Below are 20,585 nucleotides of genomic sequence, written 5' to 3' on the forward strand. Positions count from 1 at the left end.
CCGCCTATTCCCCATTGCCGCCCCGCCCGTTAGGCTGGACCCACCTTCCGTGGCAGGGGCGATCCGATGCTTACGACGCTGGTGGCGAGCAGCAAGGGCGGGTGCGGCAAGAGCACGCTGGTGACGCAACTGGCGTCGCACTGGGCCCAGGCAGGGCAGCACAGCGCCATCGTCGACGCCGACCGGCAAGGTTCCAGCTTCCGCTGGGCCGCGCGCCGGCCGGAGAACGTCCCCGGCGTGCTGGCGCTCGAAGGCGGCCGCCGCTCGCTGGCGAAACTGCCGTCGGACACCGCGCAACTGCTCATCGACACCCCCGCCGGCGCGCGCGAGCGCGAGCTGGAACCCTATCTCGACCAGGCCGACGTGCTGCTGGTGCCGGTGCTGCCCTCCTCGTTCGACCTCGACGCCACGCTGGCCTTCACCGAGGAGCTGCGCGCGATCAACCGCATCCACCGCGGCAAGCTGCCGGTGGGGCTGGTGGCCAACCGGCTCAAGCCGTGGACGCACGCCAGCCAGGATGCGCTGACCCAGCTCGCCGAGCAGTCGCCGTTCCCGATCGTGGCGCAGTTGCGCGACAGCCAGGCCTACGTGCTGCTGGCCGCGCTGGGCAAGGGCATCTTCGACTACCACAGCGAGCAGGTGCGCAGCCACCAGGAGGACTGGAAACCCCTGCTGCGCTGGATCAAGCGCCAGTCCTGACAGCGGCCCACGCCTCTTCCCTTTTCGCCGGAGCCTCCCATGCACGAACTGATCCTGCTGCGCCATGCCGAAGCAGTGCCCATAGCCGACGGCGGCGACGACCGCGAACGCGCACTGAGCACGCGCGGCGAACAGGAGGCGCAGGCCGCCGGCCTGTGGCTCGCCGCGCACGGGCTGCAACCGCAGCGGGTGCTGTGTTCGCCGACCCGACGCACCAGCGAGACCACCCGGCTGGCACTGGCCGCGCTCGGCACCGCGCCGGCGCCGCGGATCGCCGAGGAAATCCACGAGGCCACGCCGGGCGAGCTGTTGCTGCTGCTCGACCAGCACACCGACGCCGACACCGTGATGCTGGTCGGCCACAACCCCGGCGTCGAACGGCTGGTCGCCCTGCTGGTGGAAGGCCGCTCCGACGAATTCCGCGGCATGCCGCCCGGCGCGCTGGCGGTACTGCATCTCGATGGGCCGCTGGAGCCCGGCCAGGCGCGACTGGACGCCTTCTGGTCGCCCTAGGTTGCTTCGATCAAGCCTTTTTGCTCGTCATCCCGGCGAATGCCGGATGACGGATGACGGCTTGCTCGCACCTTCGCTGGCGCCCCACGCGCCGCGCATCGTCACGGGACGGTGGCACACAACCGTTATCATGCGGCGATGTTCCGCGACCTTCGCCGCCTCGCCCTGCCGCTGCTCCTGCTGGCCACCGTGCTGCAGGGCTGCACGCTGTCCAAGGCGCAGATCCGCCGCGCCGACGCGGTGGTGGCGGCCACCGTCGACCGCCAGCAAACCTGCCACCAGGCCGACCACTGCGCGCAGCCCTCGCCGCTGCTGCAGGCCGCCGACCAGGCGCTGGCCGAATCCACCGCCGGGCACCCGGTGCACGTGGTCACCCTGCTCGGCGACAGCGAGCCGGCGCTGGCCGCGCGGATCAACCTGATCCGCGCCGCACGGCGCTCGATCGACGTGCAGACCTACATCTGGAGCCAGGACGACGTCGGCCAGCTGGTGCTGGACGAACTGGTGCGCGCCGCGCGCCGCGGCGTGCAGGTGCGCATCCTGGCCGACCAGCTGTTCTCCTTCAACGACCCCGACCTGCTCGACGCGCTGGCTCGCGCCAGCGCCAACCTCAAGGTGCGGCTGTACAACCCGACCTTCCACAAGGCGCGCACGCCGCCGCTGGATTTCGCCGCCGGCGTGCTGTGCTGCTTCATGCAGTTCAACCAGCGCATGCACAACAAGCTGCTGCTGGTGGACGACGCCATCGGCATCACCGGCGGGCGCAACTACCAGGACCGCTACTTCAACTGGGACGACACCTTCAACTACGTCGACCGCGACGTGATGGTCGGCGGTCCTGCCGCCACCGCGATGGCCAGCAGCTTCGAGCTGTTCTGGCGGCACAAGCGCGCGGTGCCGCTGACCCACCTGCGCGACGTCAACCAGCGCATCGTCGCCGACCGCGCCGCGCCGAGCTGGCCCCAGCCGCATTATCGAAAACCCCAGCGGGTCGCCCAGCTGCTGCAGGCCGCCGAGGACCCGGCCTGGCTGCGGGCGTGGCTGGTGGAACCGTCGCTGCGGGTCGGCAACGTCGAATACTTCAGCGACCTGCCGGCAAAGACCGACGACCCCGGCGGCAAGCGCACCGCGGCGTTCACCCGCCACATCATGCAGATGATCGGCCAGGCCCGCCACGAGGTACTGCTGCAGACGCCGTACCTGGTGATGAGCCGGCGCGCCCAGGGCATCTTCCGCCGCCTGCACCGGCGCGCCGACCCGCCGCGGGTGATCGTGTCGACCAACTCGCTGGCCTCCACCGACGCGTTCGCCGTCTACGCGATGTCGTACAAGCACCGCAAGCGCTACCTGAAGAAGTTCGGCTTCGAAATTCACGAGCTGAAGCCGCACGCGCCCGGCCCCGCGGTGGACTACGAACTGGCCAACCTGGACGCCGACACCGCGCAGGTGCCGGCCGCCACCGCCACCCCCGCCAAGGCCTCGCGCACGCGCTTCCACCTGCTCGGCAGCGGCAGCGGCAACCGCCCGGCGCCGCTGCGCAGCGAGGGCCGGCGCTCCGGCCTGCACGCCAAGTCGATCGTGATCGACGACGACTTCAGCATGGTCGGCTCGCACAACTTCGACCCGCGCTCGGACCACTACAACACCGAGGCCGGCGTGATCGTCTACGACCACGCCTTCGCCGACGAACTGCGCCAGGCCATCCTGCGCGACACCGAGCCGCAGAACGCCTGGGTGATCGCGCCGCGCCGTCCGGTGGTGCCGGTGCTCACCGACATCAACCAGGCCATCGGCACGGTCTCCGAGAGCCTGCCGTTCTTCGACCTGTGGCCGTTCCGCTACGCCACCAGCTTCGACCTCAAGCCCGGCTGCCCGCCGCTGCGCGCCAGCGACCCGCGCTTCTACGCATGCTACCAACCGGTCGGCGACTTCCCCGACGTCAACCTGTCGCCGAAGTGGGTCATCACCCGCCTGATCACCGCCTTCGGCAGCAGCGCCAAGGGCATCCTGTAGCGCGCTGACCTCGCCTGCACGTGCGGCGTCGTTCAATGGGGTTCGAGTCACGTCAGGAGACACGCAACCATGAGCCATGCATTCAAGGTCGGCGACCACGTGCGCTGGAACTCCGAGGCCGGCCACGTCAGCGGCAAGATCATCAAGGTGCACACCCGCGACACCGACTACAAGGGCCACCCCCGCCACTGCAGCGAGGACGATCCGCAGTACGAGATCAAGAGCGACAAGACCGACCACGTCGCCATGCACAAGGGCGCGGCGCTGCACAAGATCGACTGAGCGATGCCCGCCACCCCCGCCACGATCTGGACCATCGGCCACTCCACCCGTCCGCTGGAGGAGTTCCTCGGCCTGCTCGACCACTACCGCATCCAGGCCATCGCCGACGTGCGCCGCTTCCCCGGCTCGCGCCGCCACCCGCACTTTGCCAGCGAGGCGCTCGCCGCGTCGCTGCCCGCCCACGGCATTGCCTATCAGTGGATTCCCAGACTCGGCGGTCGCCGCAAGGTGCAGCCGGACTCGCCCAACACCGCCTGGCGCAACGCCTCCTTCCAGGGCTACGCCGACTACACCGCCACCGCGGAATTCGCCGACGGCCTCGCCGAACTGCTGCAACTCGCCGCCCGCCAGCGCACCGCCATGATGTGCGCCGAAGTGGTCTGGTGGCGTTGCCACCGCTCCATCGTCTCCGACGTGCTCAAGCTGCGCGGCATCGAAGTCATCCACATCCTCGACGCCACCCACACCACGGAGCATCCGTACACCTCGGCGGCGCACGTGATGGATGGGCGGTTGAGTTATGCGGCGGCGCAGGGGGAGTTGCTGTAGCGCAGCCGTTCGCGCCGACACCGGGCCATCGGCGCGCCAGCCCTCAGGAGCAAGGGTCCTGGCCACCTGTGCTGACCGGGCCGTCATTGCCCCTGGCCGGCGATCCGGAGCGGCCGACCGCTTGCGACGAACCGTCGCGGTTCTCGCGGTGCGGCGCATAATGTTTGCGGTGCAAGATGATGAAAGGAGTACGCGATGAAAGCGGATCGAATGGCGGAACAGCCGCATGCGGGCACGCACGCCGCACCGCTGCCAGCCGACCAGACCGGGCGGATGCGGGCGGCAATTGATCGGGCCGTGGCGGCAGGGCCCGGCTTCCTGCGCGGCGACACCGACGCGGATCAGATGGCGAATATGATGGTCGACACGGTGCGTCACTACGCCGAACAGGAACGCGCCAGCGGCGGCAACGCCTCCCTGCGCGACGCCGAAGCACAGAAGCTGCAAGACGCCCTCACCGAGCTGATGACGTGCGGCTCGGGATACCTCGCCGGTCGCTGCGACGCCGCCTGCGTTGCACGCACGATGACGCAGATGGTGCGCGAGTTCGCCGTGCACTGACCGATTCCCGGGGAGCGCACGATGCGTCCGACGCTCGCGGAAAGCTCGACGTGCTGACGTGGAGCCCGGCCTTTCCCTCCCCTGCGCGGCGGGAAACTTTCCGTGGGTTCTTGGGGCCTGTGAAGCAGACGTTGCACCTCACATCCCGTCCTGCCTGCGAAGGCAGGCACCGCACGTCGGCCCTCGCACCGCAAGGACCGACCCCCACAGCTCGTCATGCCTGCGAAGGCAGGCATCGTACTCGGCTGTCACCCCGCGGCGGAGGGTGCGCAGAGCAAGACCTTTCGTCTGCCTGCGGCAGCCGAGTTACTTTCTCTTTGCGTGGCCACGCACGCGCAGGAGCGCGTGCGAACGGCGAAGCCGGCCCGAAGGGCGAAGGGCAGGATGCCCGGAGTAAAGAGAAAGATAACCAAAGAGAAAGGCCACCCCGCTTGGCGCTTGTTGGGCATCGGGCAACTGCTCCTGCGTTGCCTCAACTCGGGCATCCATGCCCTCGCCATGCCCGCTGCGCGGCCTGTCGTCCCCGACTCACCGCCGCACAGGGGCCTCGGCAGAGCAGCGGGCCATCCTGGCCAGCACTTTTCAGAAGGGCAACAACCAAGGCAGGGACGGTCGCCACAAAGCGTCCTCGTCGTCCACCCAGAGCGAATCTTCGCTGCGACGCGGTTCGTCGCAGGTCCGGTACACACTCGCACCACGTGACGGAGCGAGACGCGATGAGAAAGAAGCCGGCAGCAACCAATGATGACGACTCAAGCATCTGGGGTGAGCGTCCTGTGAAGTGGGGCCTGCGCATGCTGATGCTGCGCGGTCGCCCTTTGGCCCTGTCACTATCGCAACCCGTTGCGTGGGACGTCGCAAGTTTTCTTGGTCTCGATCTTCCCGAGCAATTGAAACTTGACGAATTGCCTGACGCGATCCTGGCTGCGGTTACTTGCAAAGGCGAGCAGCGACCCACAAGGCCAGTACGCAAGGCCCTGTTGTGGCGCAACCTGCAACACCTGAGGCGATCCTTCGGCTTGAACTCGACAGAACTGGACGTTATCGCCTTCCGGGCCATGCTGCGACTGCACGCCGGGTTTGGTGAACTCGCAACCAAGTACATTGGGCCGTGCGTGGACTCCCAGTTTCATCGGCGTCTGGCTGCGGTCTTCGATACGCCAGTTGGTAACGTCGAGCGGGCACTCGACCCTGAAGGGCGATTCGTACAAAGCGCAATAGTCTCGGTCACAGAGGGCATACTTGGACCTCTCGACGAACGTCTTCGGCTGAGAAATGGGATGATCAGCAACCTGGTCAGACCAAATAAATCGGCCACAGCGCTGCTTGCCTCACTGCTGCCGCGCAAGCGCGAACCATTTTTGGCTCTGGGGGATTATCCACATCTCCATGACGAAGTACGGTTGATGCGCGATTCGTTACGCCAAGCACTTTCATCCGGTCGCCGTGGCGCGAACGTGCTCTTGTATGGCGCTCCTGGTACCGGCAAGAGCGAACTTGCAGCTGTGGTCGCCGCGGAGCTGAACTGCCCGCTATATGAAACGGAATGCGACTCCGTGGGATCGATGACACCGCGAGATCGGCTTGCCATAGTTCGGCACCTCCAGCGGATCGTTCCGGTCGCCGGCAAGGCCATCTTGTTGGTGGACGAGGCCGAAGACCTGTTTCCGACGGCCAGCAGCGATTTTCGGAAAGTGTCCACCAAAATCACGGTCAACGAATGTCTGGAGCGCAACCCCACCCCGACGATCTGGATCAGCAATGGGGTGCGACACATGGACGAAGCCTTCCTGCGCCGGTTTGACCTGGTGCTCCACATATCCTCGTTGCCCACCAGCGCCAAATGCGACCTCTTGCGCAAGGCACTGCCAGCACAGGCACTCGACGAGCATGAAATCCGGCGCTACGCCGGGCAGCGCGAGTTGTCGCCAGCCATGTTGATTCGCCTGGCAAGTACCGCCGTTGGTGCGCATGCGAACGGCAGTGGCGAGGTACGCCGCAACCTGCGGATTCTCTCCAGTCATTACTTGAAAACGCTGGGCGTGACCCCGCCCCCGTTCTCCGCTCTGGTGCCGGTGCTGAAACACGACCTCAACCTCCTCAACACCGACATCCCCCTCCAGCCAGTCATCGACACCATGGCGGGAACGGGTCACGGCGCACGGATGTTGTTGCACGGGTTGCCCGGGAGCGGCAAGACGGCGTTCGGCAAGGCGATTGCGGAAAGGCTGGACCGCCCACTTCTGCAGCGACAAGCATCCTCGTTGTTGTCGAGCTGGGTGGGCGGGACCGAACGCAATTTTCGCGAGATGTTCGACGAAGCGCGGCAGGGAAACGGAGTTCTTTTGCTGGACGAGGTCGACAGCTTTCTGGGCGACCGTTCCAGCACGCGCGTGCATTGGGAAACGACCCAGACGAATGAGCTGCTGACTCAGATCGAGGCCTTCAATGGCGTCTTGATCTGCACCACCAACCGGCTGGACAACCTCGATCCGGCTGCCTTGCGCCGGTTCGACCTCAAGGTGGAGTTCCGGCCGCTTCAGCCCGCCCAGCGCCTGGCCCTACTCCGCCAATGCTGTGCCGTGCTCGACCTTCCCGTTGAACTTGATGACCCGGTGCTCGGCCGTCACGTCGACCGGCTCGACGGCCTGACGCCGGGCGACGCCGCGACTGCCTTGCGGCGGCTCTCCCTCTCGGGGGAGCCTCCCACCGTCGATGCTCTGATTGGAGCGCTGGCGACCGAATGTCGCTACAAGCCAATCACGCATCGCGCGATCGGGTTCGTGCACTGAAACGTTCAGGGTTAGAGTCATGCTTTGGGACCTCCGACTGGATTTTGCCGATGGCCACCACCCAGGCATCGCTGAGCCGCCAATGGTTGATGCTGCAGTCGATCCCCCGGCACCCGCAAAAGATCACCGCGCGTGATCTGGCCGAGCTCCTGCGCGCCGAGGACCACGTTGTCACCAAGCGCACCGTGGAACGCGATCTCGCTTCCCTGTCGGCCGTGTTCCCACTGCTATCCGACGAACGCAGCAAGCCGTTCGGATGGAGCTGGCACAAGGACGCGCCCCAGTTTTCGCTACCCGGCATGTCGCCGCTGCAGGCGATGGTGCTGACGTTGGCGCAAACCCACCTGCGCCCGCTGCTGCCGGCGCACCTGCTGGAACCGCTGCACCCCTATTTCCAGCAGGCCGACAACACCTTGCGACAGGCCTTGGGCAAGCGCCGCCTGGCAAACTGGAACAAGCGCGTCGCCGTTGTGCAGCCCACACAGCCATTGCTGCCACCGAAGGTCAGCAACAAGACGATGGCGGTTGTGCACGAAGGGATCGCGCAGGAGCACCAGCTCGAACTGCGCTACCGCAACCGCAGCTCCGACAACACCGTCCACTACCGCGTCCACCCTTTCGGTCTGATCTACCGCGGCATGCTCGGCTACCTCGTCTGCACCATCAACGACTACACCGATCCACGCCTGCTGGCGCTACACCGCATCGATGCAGCCCGCCTGCTCAACGAGCCCTCTCGCACGCTCATAGGCTTCGACCTGAAGGCCTATGCCCACTCCGGCGTACTCGGCTTCATGGACAACGGACCCATCAAGCTGATCCTGCGCATGGAAGCACCAGCCGCCGAACACCTCCACGAAACGCCGTTGAGCGAGGATCAGGTCATCACCAGGGACAAACGCGAAGGTTGGGTGCGCATCAGCGCAACGGTGCACGACACGTCGCAGCTGCGATGGTGGGTGTTGGGGTTTGGGGATCAGGCCGAGGTTGTTGTGCCCGCTCCCTTGCGACATGCGCTGCTTGAGATTTACCAGTCTGCCGCAAGGCGCCACAGGGGGAGTGACGATGAGTAGCGAAATTGACCTCAAAGCCTTCGCTGACCAGGCCATCAGATGCTTGGAGGGGGCTGCAGGTGTCTATCCATGCCTGGACATACCAGGGGACATCATCCAGTGCCCACCGAGCGCTCTACGCGAGGGCGACTTTTATGTGCTGGGGTTCAATCCGAGGGGAGGCGGTGGCGACTCGATTCGCCAAACCGCGGAAGGAATTCCGTCCTCCACATCTCAGGACCACCCGCTCAGAAATGCGGAAGGAAACTACTGGCCCAATCTCTGCAAGCTGGCGCAAGGGCTAGGCTTCAAAGACGGATGGGAGAGCAAGCTGTTTGTGACGAACCTGTTCCCCGATTGTTCGGAAGACATTTGCGAATGGAAGAGGAAGAGGTTCGGGAGGCCCGTCTCTGACTACGTCGAAGCCATCTGGCCCTTGCACGAGTTGATGCTATCTATCGTGCGTCCCCGCTTCATTATCGTGTCCGGTATAAGTCGCCGCGGTTCTGCCTTCGGCCTGCTGTGGGACAGGTTTCATCCTACTGATACGCGTTGGGACGACACCATGTCGAAAGTGACCAAAGGCGACGATCCTCAGATCAAGTCGTTCAGCACGAGCGGTTCGTCTGTTGCGAAAGGGAACCCGCGCGACTGCGTTACGTTCATCGGCATACCGCATCTGTCCTGGCGCGCTCCCAAGGTCAAGGTCATATCCAAGCTGATCCAATCCGAACTCGCAGCGGACTCAACACGGTAAAGGGACTCCGTTGAACCAGCAGCTGACCCGCACTCGCCGTCGAACATCGCATGCGCACTCCTGCAAGAACGTCATTTACCGGCGCCTTTGCTCGGCCAGCACGACGGGCGAAGTGCGATGCCTGCCTTCGCAGGCATGACGGGGACGAGGATGCGCGAAGGCGCGAGGAGCCCGCTCTTCTGAATAGTGCGGGCCAGGATGGCCCGCTGCTCTACCCGGGGCCCCTGTGCGGCGGTGAGTCGGGGTCGACAGGCCGCGCAGCGGGCATCGGCAGGATGCCGATGCCTTTTCGCCAGCACATGGATGTGCTGTCGAAAAGCCCGACCCCGGCTCACGGACTTGCCGGGCAGGATGCCCGGCAAGCGCCAAGCGGGGTGGCCTTTCTCTTTGGTTACTTTCTCTTTGGCCACGCAAAGAGAAAGTGACTCGGTCGCCGAAGGCGATCGACCGCTCTTGATTCTGAATGCGGGGAAAGCCGGCGGGCAGTGCCCGCCCTACGCCGCCGTTGGCCACGCCAAGAGAAAGTGACTCGGCTGCCGAAGGCAGACGAAAGCTCTTCGCTTTGTAGTGCAACAAGAGCATCGCGCGCGAGCGTGCTCCTGCGAAGGGGCTCGTCGTCGGGCGAAGTGCGATGCCTGCCTTCACAGGCATGACGGAGTGCGGGGAGATTGGTCCCCGCAGCCGGCGCGACGCGCCAGCGTCACTCCTTCTTGATCGCGTGCCCGCCGAACTCGTTGCGCAGCGAGGAGAGCAGCTTGTCGGCGAAGGAGTCGTCGTCGCGGGAGCGGTAGCGTTCCATCAGCGAGAGGGTGATGACGGGGGCCGATACGCTCAGTTCCATGGCCGCGTCGACGGTCCAGCGGCCTTCGCCGGAGTCGACCACGTAGGGGGCGACGCCGTCCATCTGCGGGTTTTTCTTGAGCGCGTCGGCGGCCAGGTCCAGCAGCCAGGAGCGCACCACGCTGCCGTAGCGCCAGATCTCGGCGACCTGCGCGAGGTCGAGGCCGAATTCCTCCTTGTGCTTGAGGATCGAGAAGCCTTCGGCGTAGGCCTGCATCAGGCCGTATTCGATGCCGTTGTGGACCATCTTGGTGAAGTGGCCGGAACCGACCGGGCCGACCCGACCCCAGCCCTTGTCCTTGCCCGGCGCCAAGGTTTCGAAGATCGGCTTCAGGCCATCGACGACTTTCTCGTCGCCGCCGACCATCATGCTGTAGCCCTCGGCCAGGCCCCACACGCCGCCGCTGGTGCCGCAGTCGATGTAGTTGACGCCCTTTTCCTTGCACTTGGCCGCGTGGCCGAGCGAATCCTTGTAGTTGGAATTGCCGCCGTCGATCATCGTGTCGCCCTTGTCCAGCAGCGCCAGCAACGCGGCGACGGTGTCGTCGGTGACCTTGCCCGAGGGCACCATCAGCCACAGCACGCGCGGCGCGGGCAAGGCCTGCACCAGTGCCTCGAGCGAAGCGGCCGAACCGCCGCCCTTGCCTTCCAGCTGCTTGCGCGCGTCTGCGTTGGGGTCGAAGCCGGTGACCTGGTGACCGCCATTGAGCAGCCTTTGCGCCATGTTGGCGCCCATCTTGCCGAGACCGATCATGCCCAGTTGCATGGAAGCTCCTTGCGTGAGGTGGAGAGTGGGGATTCGCGATTCTAGGTGGTCGGGCGATAAGCGCGCGTGAGATGACCGCGCACGCTCAATGCGGCAGGCAGCGGCGCAGGCGCGCCAGCAGGCGGCCGCTCAGCCGGCGACGGTTGTACGCCATCGCGGCGAGACGGATCGCCTCGGTCTTGGTCGGGTAGGCGTGGATCACTTTCGCCAGCGTGCGCAGGCCCACGCCGGCGACCATCGCCAGGGTGACCTGGCTGATCATGTCGCCGGCGTCGCGCGAGACGATGGTGGCGCCCAGGATGCGGTCGCTGCCTTCGCTGACGTGCAGCTTGACGAAGCCGTCCTGCTCGCTGTCGGTGATCGCGCGATCGACCTGGTGCATCGGGATGGTGTAGGTCTTGATCGGGATGCCGCGCGCGTTCGCCTCGCGCACGTACAGGCCGACGTGGGCGATCTCCGGATCGGTATAGGTGCACCACGGCACCACCCGTTCGCTGAGCCGCTCGCGTCCGCCGAGCAGCGCGTTGCGCACGCCGATGCGTGCCGATTCCTCGGCGATGTCGGTGAACTTGGCTTCCAGGCAGACGTCGCCAGCGGCAAAGATGCGCCGGTTGCTGGTGCGCAGGTGGTCGTCGACGGTGATGCCGGCGGTCTCGTCGTAGTCGATGCCGGCGGCCTCCAGCGCCAGCCCGTGCACGTTCGGGCGGCGCCCGACGCCAGCCAGGATCGCGTCGACGCGGATCGTGCTGTGGTAGTCGTCGGTGACCAGGTCGACCACCTTCTCCGCGCCTTCGGTGCGGATCGCCACCACCTCGGTGTTCAGGCGCACCTCGATGCCATCGCGGGCGAACGCCTCGGACAGGGTCTGCGCCGCGTCGCGCTCCTCGTGCGGCAGGAACAGCGGCATGTTCTGCACGATGGTGACCTTGGCGCCGAAGCGCTCGAACGCCTGCGCCAGCTCGCAGCCCAGCGGGCCGCCGCCGATCACCAGCAGCCGCGGCGGCAGCTCGGTCAGGTCGAACACGGTGGCGTTGGTGAGGAAGCCGGCCTGCTTGAGGCCGGGGATGTCGGGCAGCTGCGGGCGCGCGCCGGTGGCGACCAGCGCGCGGCGGAACCGCAGCGGCTGGCCGTTGACGGTGAGGCTGTCCGGGCCGGTGAACTGCGCGTTGCCGAAGAACACGTCGACGCCGCGCTCGGCCAGGTGGCGCACCGACACGGTGCCGGCCAGGTGGCTGCGGATGTGCCGCAGGCGCGCCATCGCGGCGGCGAAATCCACCGTGACCGCGGCCGGCGGCTCGGCGCCGTAGCGCGCGGCGTCGCGCATCTGCGCGTACACCGCGGCGGTGCGCAGCAGGCTCTTGGAAGGCACGCAGCCGGTATTGAAGCAGGTGCCGCCGAGCAGGTGGCGTTCGACCAGCGCCACGCGCGCGCCAAGCGTCGCCGCCGCGTCGGCCGCCGCCAGCCCGGCCGAACCGCCGCCCAGGATCACCAGCTGGTACGGCGCCTCCGGTACCGGGTTGATCCACGAGGTGGGGCCCACCGCGGCGAGGCGCTCGCGCTCGTCCTCGTCCTGCGGGGTGCTGATGCTGGCGTCGTAGCGGGTGGCCATCAGCGGACTCCTCCGACCGGCGCGTCGAGCCAGCCGCCGCTGAAACCGGCCTTGCGCAGGCCGCTGGCGAGCGGGTGGCAGCCGCGCATCAGGCGCCAGATCGACTCGCTGCGGTGGTTCTCGATCATCATGAAGACGATGCCCTGGTCCAGCCCGTAATGCCCCGGCGAGATCCATGGCCCGCCATCGCCGCCGTCCACGCTCGCGTTGAAGCTGGTGGCCAGGCGATCGGCGCCGAGGATCTGCGGATGGCGCAGCAGCATGGTGCGCAGCGCGGTCAGCGCCGGCTGCGGTGCGAACGGCAGCGAGGCCAGCACCGCCGGCGGCGACAGGGTGCCGTCGTCCGGCCCGTACGGCACGCCGCGCGCGGCATAGCCGAACAGGTGGCGCTGCTCGTTGGCCACGTCGAGCTGTTCGTCGGTGGGGCCGTCGCAGGCGGACAGGCCCCAGCAGTTGCGGTCGTAGCCGATGAACCCTTGCGGATTGAGTTCGGCGTAGCGGCGCTGCACGGCCACCGCGCGGCGGCTGTTCTCGAAATAGTCGGAATCTTTTTCGCGCATGAACCGGTCGCGCACGCCGCGCAGGTCCAGCCAAGCCTGCGAGTAGTGGTGCACGAACAGCGGGCCGGCGTAGAGGAAGTCCTGGTCGTAGAGGTTCTCCCACTGGTAGGTCGCGGTCCAGCCGGCGTAGCAGTCGGCGGGAATCGGATGGGTGGGCGAGCCCAGCGCCAGCGCGTACAGCACGATCGCCTCGCTGTAGCCCTCCCAGCCGTAGTGCAGGTAGCCGCTCTCCGGTTTCCAGCCTTGGTAGATGGTGCGCGCGTCGTCCTGCGACCAGCGCCAGTCGACGCGCCGGTACAGCGCATCGGCCAGTTCGCGCAGCTCGGTTTCCTCCGCGCCGGGGCCGTCGAACGCGGTGGCGACGGTGAGCATGCCGGCGATCAGCAGCGCGCTGTCGATCATCGACAACTCCGATTGCCACACCCGCGCGCCGCTGTCGATGTCGAGGAAGTGGTAGTAGAAGCCCTTGTAGCCGGTGGCCGCGGGGCTGCCGCTCTGGTCGCTGTCGTGGAAGAAGCGCAGTGCCAGCAGGCTGCGGCGCACCGCCTCGGCGCGCTCGATCCAGCCGCGCGCGACCGCCGCGGGATAGCACGACAGCGCGAAGCCCACCACCGCGATGCTCACCGGCGAGTGCGGCCGCGAGGTGTCGGGGATCAGCCCGTTGCGCGGGTTCATCGTCTCCGTGAAGTAGCCGAACGCGGCGCGCTGCAGGCGGTCGAGCATGGCGTCATCGGAGAGCGAGCACAGCGTGGTCATCGGCGGCATCCTGGCAGCTGGGGTGGAACGGCAAACTGCCTGCCAGTGTGCGACGACAAGTGCGTGCGTGGCGTGTAGAGCGGCACTTTCACGTTGCATTGCCGACGCGCGCCGCAGGCTGGAGCGGTTTCGCCGAATGGCTTGGACGCGCGCCATGCCCGCGCAGGGCGGGAACCTTTCGCTTGCGCGGGACTGACCGGCTCGCAGGTTTTTGCGCTCATGCGCATGCCATTCGCCCCCTCGCCCGATCCGACTGCACCGCAGCCGCAGGAGCCGTCCGCATGTCCACCGATGCATCCCCACCGCCCCGCCACCTGCTCGGCAACGGTCGCCTCACCACCATGCTGGGCCCCAGCGGCGCCGGCTTCCTGCGCTGGCGCGAACTGGCGGTGACGCGCTGGCGCGAGGACCCGGTCACCGATCCCTGGGGCAACTTTCTGCTGTTGCGCGACGAGGACGACGGCGAGGTGTGGTCGGTCACCGCGCAGCCGCTGGGCGTGTCGCGGCCGGACGATGCCGTGCGCTTCGCGCCCGGGCTGGCGCATTACGCCGGCCGCCACCAGCTGCTGCATCACGAACTGGACGTGGCGGTGGCGGCGGATGCCGACATCGAACTGCGCCGGCTGGTGTTGAGCAACCACGGCGACCGCCATCGCCGCGTGTCGCTGACCAGTTACGCCGAACTGGTGCTCGGCCCGCGCGGCGACGACGACAGCCACCCGGCGTACTCCAAGATGTTCGTGCAGACCGACTGGGATGACGCGCGCCAACTGCTGCTGGCCACCCGGCGCAAGCGCAGCGACAGCCAGGCCACGGTATGGGCGGCGCAGGCCCTGCAACTGCTCGGCGACACCGCCGGCGCGCCCGAGCGCGAGACCGACCGCGCGCGTTTCCTCGGCCGCGGCCGCACGCTGCGCGATGCGTGCGCGATGGCTCCCGGCGTGGCGCTGTCCGGCACCACCGGCTGCGTGCTCGACCCGGTATGGGCGCTGCGCCGGAACTTCACCCTCGCGCCGGGCGCCCGCGTCGTACTGCTGCTGTGGACGCAGCTGGCCGACTCGCGCGAGGGCGCGCTCGCGCTGCACGCGCGCATGCAGGATGCGCAGGCCGCCGAGCGATTGTTCACCGATGCCGCAGCACGCGCCCGCGGGCAACGCCAGCAACTCGGCATCGACGATGCGCAGGCCGCGTGCTTCGCCCGCTGGCAGGATGCGCTGCTGGTCAGCGATGCGAGTCAGCGCGCCGCGCCGGACGATCGCGCGCGCGGTCACGGCGGCGCACCGGCGCTGTGGGGGCTGAGCATCTCCGGCGATCGCCCGATCGCACTGCTGCGCGCGGACGGTGCCGCGGCGCTGCAGCGGCTGGATGCGCTGCTGCTGGCGCAGCGCTGGTGGCGCGCGCAGCAACTGGCGGTGGACGTGGTGGTGCTCGATCGCCTCGGCGAGGACGACGCCACGCGCGCTGCCCTGGCGCCGCGCATCGACGCGCAGCAGGCGCAACTGAAGGGCTGCGAAGGCTTGCCCAAGGTGGAGCTGTTCTGCCTGCGCGAGGATGCCATCGCCGCCGACCAGCGCGACGCCTTGCTCGCCGCCGCGCGCGTGGTGGTCGACGCCGACACCGTGGCCACCGCTGCACCCGCCGCCGCGACGCCAGCCGCCGCTGCGCCGATCCGCGCCGGGACGCCCGCCGCGGTCGTCGCACCGGACGAGCCGGTGCAGGAGTTTCCCAACGGCCACGGCGGTTTCATCGAGCATGGCCGTGCCTACCGCATCGAGCTGGATGACGCGCGCCCCACGCCTGCGCCGTGGACCAACGTGTTGGCCAACCCGCATTTCGGCTGCACCGTCACCGCCGAGGGCGGCGGCTACAGCTGGTCGACCAACAGCCAGCAGAACGCGCTGACGCCGTGGCCGAACGACCCGGTCAGCGATCAACCGCACGACATCATCTACCTGCGCGACAGGGACAACGGCGAGCTGTGGAGCGCCGGCGCGCTGCCGATCCGCGTGCCCGGCGCGCGCTGCACGGCGACGCACGGCAAGGGCTGGACGCAACTCTGCAACGACGCCCACGGCATCGCGCTGGCATTGACCGTGTGCGTGGCGCCGGACGATCCGGTCAAGCTGTCGCGGCTGCGCCTGGTCAACCGGTCCGGCCGCACGCGGCGGCTGTCGATCACCGGCTACGTGGAATGGGCGCTCGGCGCCAACGGCAGCACGCCGGCGCCGTTCGTGGCGACCGCGCGCGACGCGGCCAGCGGCGCGTTGTTCGCCCGCAACCGCTGGCGCGCCGATTTCGGCGAGCGCGTGGCGTTCTTCGACCTGGCCGGCGCGCAGCAGTCGCTCAGCGGCGACCGGGCGAGTTTCCTCGGCGCGCTGGGCAGCACCGCGCAGCCGGCGGCCTTGCATCACGACCACCCGCTGGACGGTCGCCTCGGCGCCGGACTCGACCCGTGCGGCGCGCTGCAGACGCGCGTGGAACTGCCGCCGGGCACGCAACTCGACCTGACCATCCTGCTCGGCGAAGGCGGCGACGAGAACGCCGCGCGCGCGCTGGTGGCGAAGTACCGCCACGCCGATGTCGACGATCTGCTCACCCGCATCGCGACGCAATGGAACGACCTGCTCGACACCGTGCAGGTCGGCACGCCCGACCGCGCGCTCGACATCCTGCTCAACGACTGGCTGCTGTACCAGGTCACCGCCTGCCGCCTGTGGGCGCGCACCGCGTACTACCAGGCCAGCGGCGCCTGGGGCTTCCGCGACCAGTTGCAGGACGTGATGGCGCTGTGCGTGAGCCGCCCCGACCTGGCGCGCGAGCACCTGCTGCGCGCCGCCGGGCGCCAGTTTCCCGAGGGCGACGTGCAGCACTGGTGGCTGCCGCCGCACGGCCAGGGCGTGCGCACGAAGATCCGCGACGATCGCGTGTGGCTGGCCTATGTGGCGATGCATTACGTCGAGGTCAGCGGCGACCGCGCGGTGCTGGACGAAAAGCTGCCGTTCCTGCAGGGCCAGGCGATCCCCGACGGCGCCACCGATGCCTTCTTCCAGCCCGAAGTGTCCGACCGGCAGGCGACGCTGTACGAGCACTGCGCGCTGGCGATCGACACCAGCCTCACTCGCGGCGCGCACGGCCTGCCGCTGATCGGCACCGGCGACTGGAACGACGGCATGAACGCGGTCGGCGCGGAGGGCCGTGGCGAAAGCAGCTGGCTGGGCTGGTTCGTGCTGGCCACCATCGACGCGCTCGCGCCGGTGGCCGCCGCACGCGGCGATGCGCGCGCGGCGCACTGGCGCGATTGCGCCACGGCGCTGCGCGCGGCACTGGAGCAGTCCTGGGACGGCGCGTGGTATCGCCGCGGCTACTACGACGACGGCACGCCGCTGGGTTCGAAGGACAGCGAGCAATGCCGCATCGACACCATCGCGCAATCGTGGAGCGTGCTGGGCAAGGCAACCAACCGCGAACACACGGTGCAGGCGATGGATTCGGTCGACCGCCTGCTGATCGACCACGAGCACAAGCTCGCGCGACTGTTCACCCCGCCGTTCGACCAGGACGGCAAGAAGGACCCCGGCTACATCAAGGGCTACCCGCCCGGCGTGCGCGAGAACGGCGGGCAGTACACGCATGGCGCGATCTGGTCGATCTTCGCCTGGGCCAGGCTCGGCGACGGCGACCGTGCCGGCGGCCTGTTCGACCTGCTCAACCCGATCCGTCACAGCGACAGTCCCGAGGCCGTCGAACGCTACAAGGTCGAACCCTACGTCGCCTGTGCGGACGTCTATTCGGTGGCACCGTACATCGGCCGCGGCGGCTGGACCTGGTACACCGGCTCCGCCGCCTGGCTCTACCGCGCCGGGCTGGAGGCGCTGCTCGGCTTCCACTTGAGGGGCGACCGGCTGAGCATCGATCCGTGCATTCCCAAAGCCTGGCCCGGCTTCAGGATCAGCTACCGGCATCGCGGCACGCTTCACGAGATCGGCGTGCAGAACCCCGACCACGTCTGCCGCGGCGTGCAGCGGGTGGAAATGGACGGCCAGACGCTGGACGCCGCCGAACCCGTCACCCTCGCCACCAATGGCGCGACGCACCGCCTGCGCATCACGCTGGGCCATCCGCCCTCGTAGGAGCCCGCTCGCGGGCGATGGTTTTCCCGGATTCGCGATCCGCGAAAGCGGCGGGCAGTGCCCGCCCTACGTCACCGCTTCGAAGCCGCGCGTCGGCCCCGACCCGTCGACTTTGCCGCTGCGCGGCTACGCTCAGGATGAACGGCGAGAGGGGTTCCGTGTAGGGCGGGCACCGCCCGCCGGCCGCGGGCCAACTCAACGTCGCCGCGTGCGCGAGGCACCGAGCTTGCGGGTCAGCGTGTTGCGTCCCACGCCGAGCGCCTGCGCCGCGTTCTGCCGATGCCCTTCGTGTGCCTGCAGCGCGGCCTGCAGCAGGGTCTGGTCGAGCGCTTCGCGGGCGCGGGCATGGATGTCCGCCTCGCCATCGGCCAGCGCCTGCGCGGCCCACTCGCGCAATGCGTCGGTCCATTCGCCGCCGCGTGCCGTGTCCGCAGCGTCGCCCAGGTCGCCGGGCAGGATTTCGCTGCCCGGCGCGATCACCGCCAGCCGGCGGCACAGGTTCTCCAGCTCGCGCACGTTGCCGGGATAGTCGCGCTGGGCGACGAGTTTCAGTGCGGCCCTGGAGAAGCGCTTCGGCGACAATTTCAGTTCCTGCGCGGTGGCGGCCAGGAAGTGCTGCGCCAGCAGCGCGATGTCGCCGCGGCGGCTGCGCAGCGGCGGCAGTTCGATGCGCACCACGTCGAGCCGGTGCATCAGGTCGGCGCGGAATGCGCCGGCGGCGACGCGCGCGGAAAGATCCTGATGCGTGGCGGCGACGATGCGCACGTTGCAGCGGATCAGTTCGCGCCCGCCGACCCGGTAGAACTCGCCGCCGGCCAGTACGCGCAGCAACCGCGTCTGCAGGATCAGCGGCATGTCGCCGATCTCGTCGAGGAACAGCGTGCCGCCCTCGGCCTGCTCGAAACGGCCGGCGACGCGGCGGGTGGCGCCGGTGAACGCGCCGGCCTCGTGGCCGAACAGTTCGCTCTCCAGCAGCTCGCTGGGGATCGCGGCGGTGTTCAGTGCGATGAAGGGTTGCTCGCGGCGCGCGCTCTCCTCGTGCAGCGCGCGCGCCACCAGTTCCTTGCCGGTGCCGGTTTCGCCAGTGACCAGCACGTTGAGGTCGCTGGCGGCGACGCGGCCGATCAGCCGGAACACCTCGCGCATCGGCGCGCTGTCGCCGAGCAGGGCGTGGCGGGCGACCGGCGCGGCGGGAGCCGGCGCGGCCACGTTCGCCGCGCTGGCCAGCACGCGCTGCACCACGGCCACGGCGTGATCGAGGTCGAACGGCTTGGCCAGGTAATCCACCGCACCTGCGCGATAGGCTGCCGCCGTGGTGGCGACGTCGGTGTAGGCGCTCATCACGATCACCGGGCCGATCGCGCGTTGCTGCAGGTCGTGCAGCAGGCTCAGGCCGTCCTCGCCCGGCATGCGCACGTCGGTGAGCAGCAGCGCGGGGCGTTCGTCGCGCAACGCCGCGCGCGCCGCCTTGGCATCGCCGAACTCGCGCACCGCGAGGCCGGCATCGCGCAGGGCCTCGGCCAGCACGAAGCGCACGCCGCGGTCGTCGTCGACGATCCAGATTTCCTGCAGGAGCGGACTTTGCGCGCGATGCTTGTCGTTGCGTGACGCAGGAGCATCGCGCACGAGGTGCGCTCCTGCAGGGATCTTCGTCCGGTCAGTCATGCGCGCGCTCCAGCGGCAGGTACAGCGTGAACACGGTCTCGCCGGGGCGGCTGGCGCCGCGCAGTTCGCCGCCGTGTTCGCGGGCGATCTCGCGGGACAGCGCCAGGCCCAGGCCGGTGCCGTCGGCGCGACCGGAGACCAGTGGTTCGAACAAGGTGTCGCGCAGGCCGGCCGGGATGCCGGCGCCGTCGTCGATCAGCTCCAGCCGCAGCGCCGTGCGCAGCATCCGCTCACCGAGGCGCACGCCGTGTTCGACGCGGGTGCGCAGGGTGAGCGTGCGGGCGCCGGCTTCCAGCGCGTTGCGCGCCAGGTTGAGCAGCAGCTGGTGCAGGCGATCGGCATCGCCGAGCAGGTCCGGCACGCTGGGGTCGTAGTCGTGGCGCCATTGCGGCGGCGCCGGCTCGGCCTGCAGCAGGTCGGCGAGGCGCTCCAGCAATTGGTGGATGTTGACCGGGCCGAGCCGCGCGGCGCCGTCGTGGTGCAGCAGGCGATTGGCCAGCGTGCCGAGCCGGTCGGCCTCGTCGATGATCATGCCGGCGAGCGCCTGCAGGTCGTCGTTGTCGACCCGTCGCTGCAGCAGTTGCGCAGCGCCGCGCAGGCCGGCCAGCGGGTTCTTCACCTCGTGCGCGAAACCGCGCAGGGTGGCCGACAGCGGCGAGCTCGCCGACAGTGGCTCGGCCAGCACGTGCACCTCCAGCAGCAGGCCATCGTCGAACGGCTGCAGCGCGATGTCCGCACGGATCTCGCGGCCGTTCGCGGCGGCCAGCGGCACCGCGCGCCACTGCGCCGGCCGCTGCGCGGCCAGCACCCGCGCCGCCCGCGCCACAGCCTCGTCACCGTCGGCAAACAGCAACGTCAGCGGCTGCCCCAACGGGTGGCGCACGCCCAGTTCCAGCCCTTCGACCAGCGCCGGATTGAGCCAGCGCAGGCGCAGCCGGGCGTCGACCAGCACGATGCCGGTTGCCAGCTGCTGTGCCCATGTCTGCCACGCCAGATCGCTCATTGCACCATCATGGGCAATGTATCCATTTGGTGCAAATG

At 68.5% G+C, this 20,585-nt stretch carries 15 protein-coding genes; 10 read left to right on the top strand and 5 right to left on the bottom strand.

Annotated elements, in window-relative coordinates:
- Positions 1 to 66: 66 nt before the first annotated feature.
- From ACVCMI_RS01230 to ACVCMI_RS01270, 9 genes are all read left to right on the top strand, one after another.
- Positions 67 to 699, top strand: a complete 633-nt coding sequence (locus ACVCMI_RS01230; protein ID WP_395120670.1) for a ParA family protein — start codon at positions 67 to 69, stop codon at positions 697 to 699.
- Between the two features lie 39 nt (positions 700 to 738).
- The gene (locus ACVCMI_RS01235) at positions 739 to 1,212 is read left to right on the top strand and encodes a SixA phosphatase family protein (protein ID WP_395120671.1); all 474 of its coding nucleotides are present in this window, start codon (positions 739 to 741) and stop codon (positions 1,210 to 1,212) included.
- A 138-nt stretch (positions 1,213 to 1,350) separates the two neighbouring features.
- Complete coding sequence (locus ACVCMI_RS01240) at positions 1,351 to 3,225, top strand: phospholipase D-like domain-containing protein (protein ID WP_447097760.1); 1,875 nt, start codon at positions 1,351 to 1,353, stop codon at positions 3,223 to 3,225.
- Positions 3,226 to 3,294: 69 nt separating this feature from the next.
- Positions 3,295 to 3,507, top strand: a complete 213-nt coding sequence (locus ACVCMI_RS01245) for a DUF2945 domain-containing protein (RefSeq protein WP_447097759.1) — start codon at positions 3,295 to 3,297, stop codon at positions 3,505 to 3,507.
- Positions 3,508 to 3,510: 3 nt separating this feature from the next.
- Complete coding sequence (locus tag ACVCMI_RS01250; protein ID WP_447097758.1) at positions 3,511 to 4,056, top strand: DUF488 domain-containing protein; 546 nt, start codon at positions 3,511 to 3,513, stop codon at positions 4,054 to 4,056.
- 210 nt (positions 4,057 to 4,266) lie between these two features.
- Positions 4,267 to 4,617 (top strand): hypothetical protein, encoded by a 351-nt coding sequence (locus ACVCMI_RS01255; RefSeq protein ID WP_447097757.1) that lies wholly within the window; start codon positions 4,267 to 4,269, stop codon positions 4,615 to 4,617.
- A gap of 716 nt (positions 4,618 to 5,333) precedes the next feature.
- On the top strand, positions 5,334 to 7,409 hold the full coding sequence (locus ACVCMI_RS01260; protein ID WP_447097756.1) for an AAA family ATPase: 2,076 nt from the start codon (positions 5,334 to 5,336) through the stop codon (positions 7,407 to 7,409).
- Between the two features lie 50 nt (positions 7,410 to 7,459).
- A complete protein-coding gene (locus tag ACVCMI_RS01265) occupies positions 7,460 to 8,482 on the top strand; it encodes a helix-turn-helix transcriptional regulator (RefSeq protein ID WP_447097755.1) in 1,023 nt (340 codons plus the stop codon).
- Positions 8,475 to 9,218: a hypothetical protein gene (locus ACVCMI_RS01270; RefSeq protein WP_447097754.1), complete on the top strand. Its 744-nt coding sequence runs from the start codon at positions 8,475 to 8,477 to the stop codon at positions 9,216 to 9,218. The genes ACVCMI_RS01265 and ACVCMI_RS01270 overlap by 8 nt, the downstream gene beginning before the upstream one ends.
- Positions 9,219 to 9,918: 700 nt before the next feature.
- Here the strand turns inward: ACVCMI_RS01270 and gnd are convergent.
- Genes gnd through ACVCMI_RS01285 form a run of 3 tightly spaced genes read right to left on the bottom strand, consistent with a single transcriptional unit; the run spans position 9,919 to position 13,749 of the window.
- The gene (gene gnd, locus ACVCMI_RS01275; RefSeq protein ID WP_447099508.1) at positions 9,919 to 10,857 is read right to left on the bottom strand and encodes a phosphogluconate dehydrogenase (NAD(+)-dependent, decarboxylating); all 939 of its coding nucleotides are present in this window, start codon (positions 10,855 to 10,857) and stop codon (positions 9,919 to 9,921) included.
- A 52-nt stretch (positions 10,858 to 10,909) separates the two neighbouring features.
- Positions 10,910 to 12,433: a mercuric reductase gene (locus ACVCMI_RS01280; protein WP_447097753.1), complete on the bottom strand. Its 1,524-nt coding sequence runs from the start codon at positions 12,431 to 12,433 to the stop codon at positions 10,910 to 10,912.
- Positions 12,433 to 13,749: a glucoamylase family protein gene (locus tag ACVCMI_RS01285; RefSeq protein ID WP_447097752.1), complete on the bottom strand. Its 1,317-nt coding sequence runs from the start codon at positions 13,747 to 13,749 to the stop codon at positions 12,433 to 12,435. Before ACVCMI_RS01285 ends, ACVCMI_RS01280 begins: the two co-directional genes overlap by 1 nt.
- Before the next feature lie 281 nt (positions 13,750 to 14,030).
- Here ACVCMI_RS01285 and ACVCMI_RS01290 point away from each other — a divergent pair, with 281 nt between their 5' ends.
- A complete protein-coding gene (locus ACVCMI_RS01290; protein ID WP_447097751.1) occupies positions 14,031 to 17,879 on the top strand; it encodes a GH36-type glycosyl hydrolase domain-containing protein in 3,849 nt (1,282 codons plus the stop codon).
- Between the two features lie 195 nt (positions 17,880 to 18,074).
- On the opposite strand, the gene ntrC is transcribed toward ACVCMI_RS01290, so the two are convergent.
- Both ntrC and ACVCMI_RS01300 read right to left on the bottom strand, forming a co-directional pair.
- Positions 18,075 to 19,544, bottom strand: a complete 1,470-nt coding sequence (ntrC, locus tag ACVCMI_RS01295; RefSeq protein WP_447097750.1) for a nitrogen regulation protein NR(I) — start codon at positions 19,542 to 19,544, stop codon at positions 18,075 to 18,077.
- Positions 19,537 to 20,547: a two-component system sensor histidine kinase NtrB gene (locus tag ACVCMI_RS01300; protein ID WP_447097749.1), complete on the bottom strand. Its 1,011-nt coding sequence runs from the start codon at positions 20,545 to 20,547 to the stop codon at positions 19,537 to 19,539. Before ACVCMI_RS01300 ends, ntrC begins: the two co-directional genes overlap by 8 nt.
- Positions 20,548 to 20,585: the final 38 nt, after the last annotated feature.

This window comes from Rhodanobacter sp. UC4448_H15, from assembly GCF_052978265.1.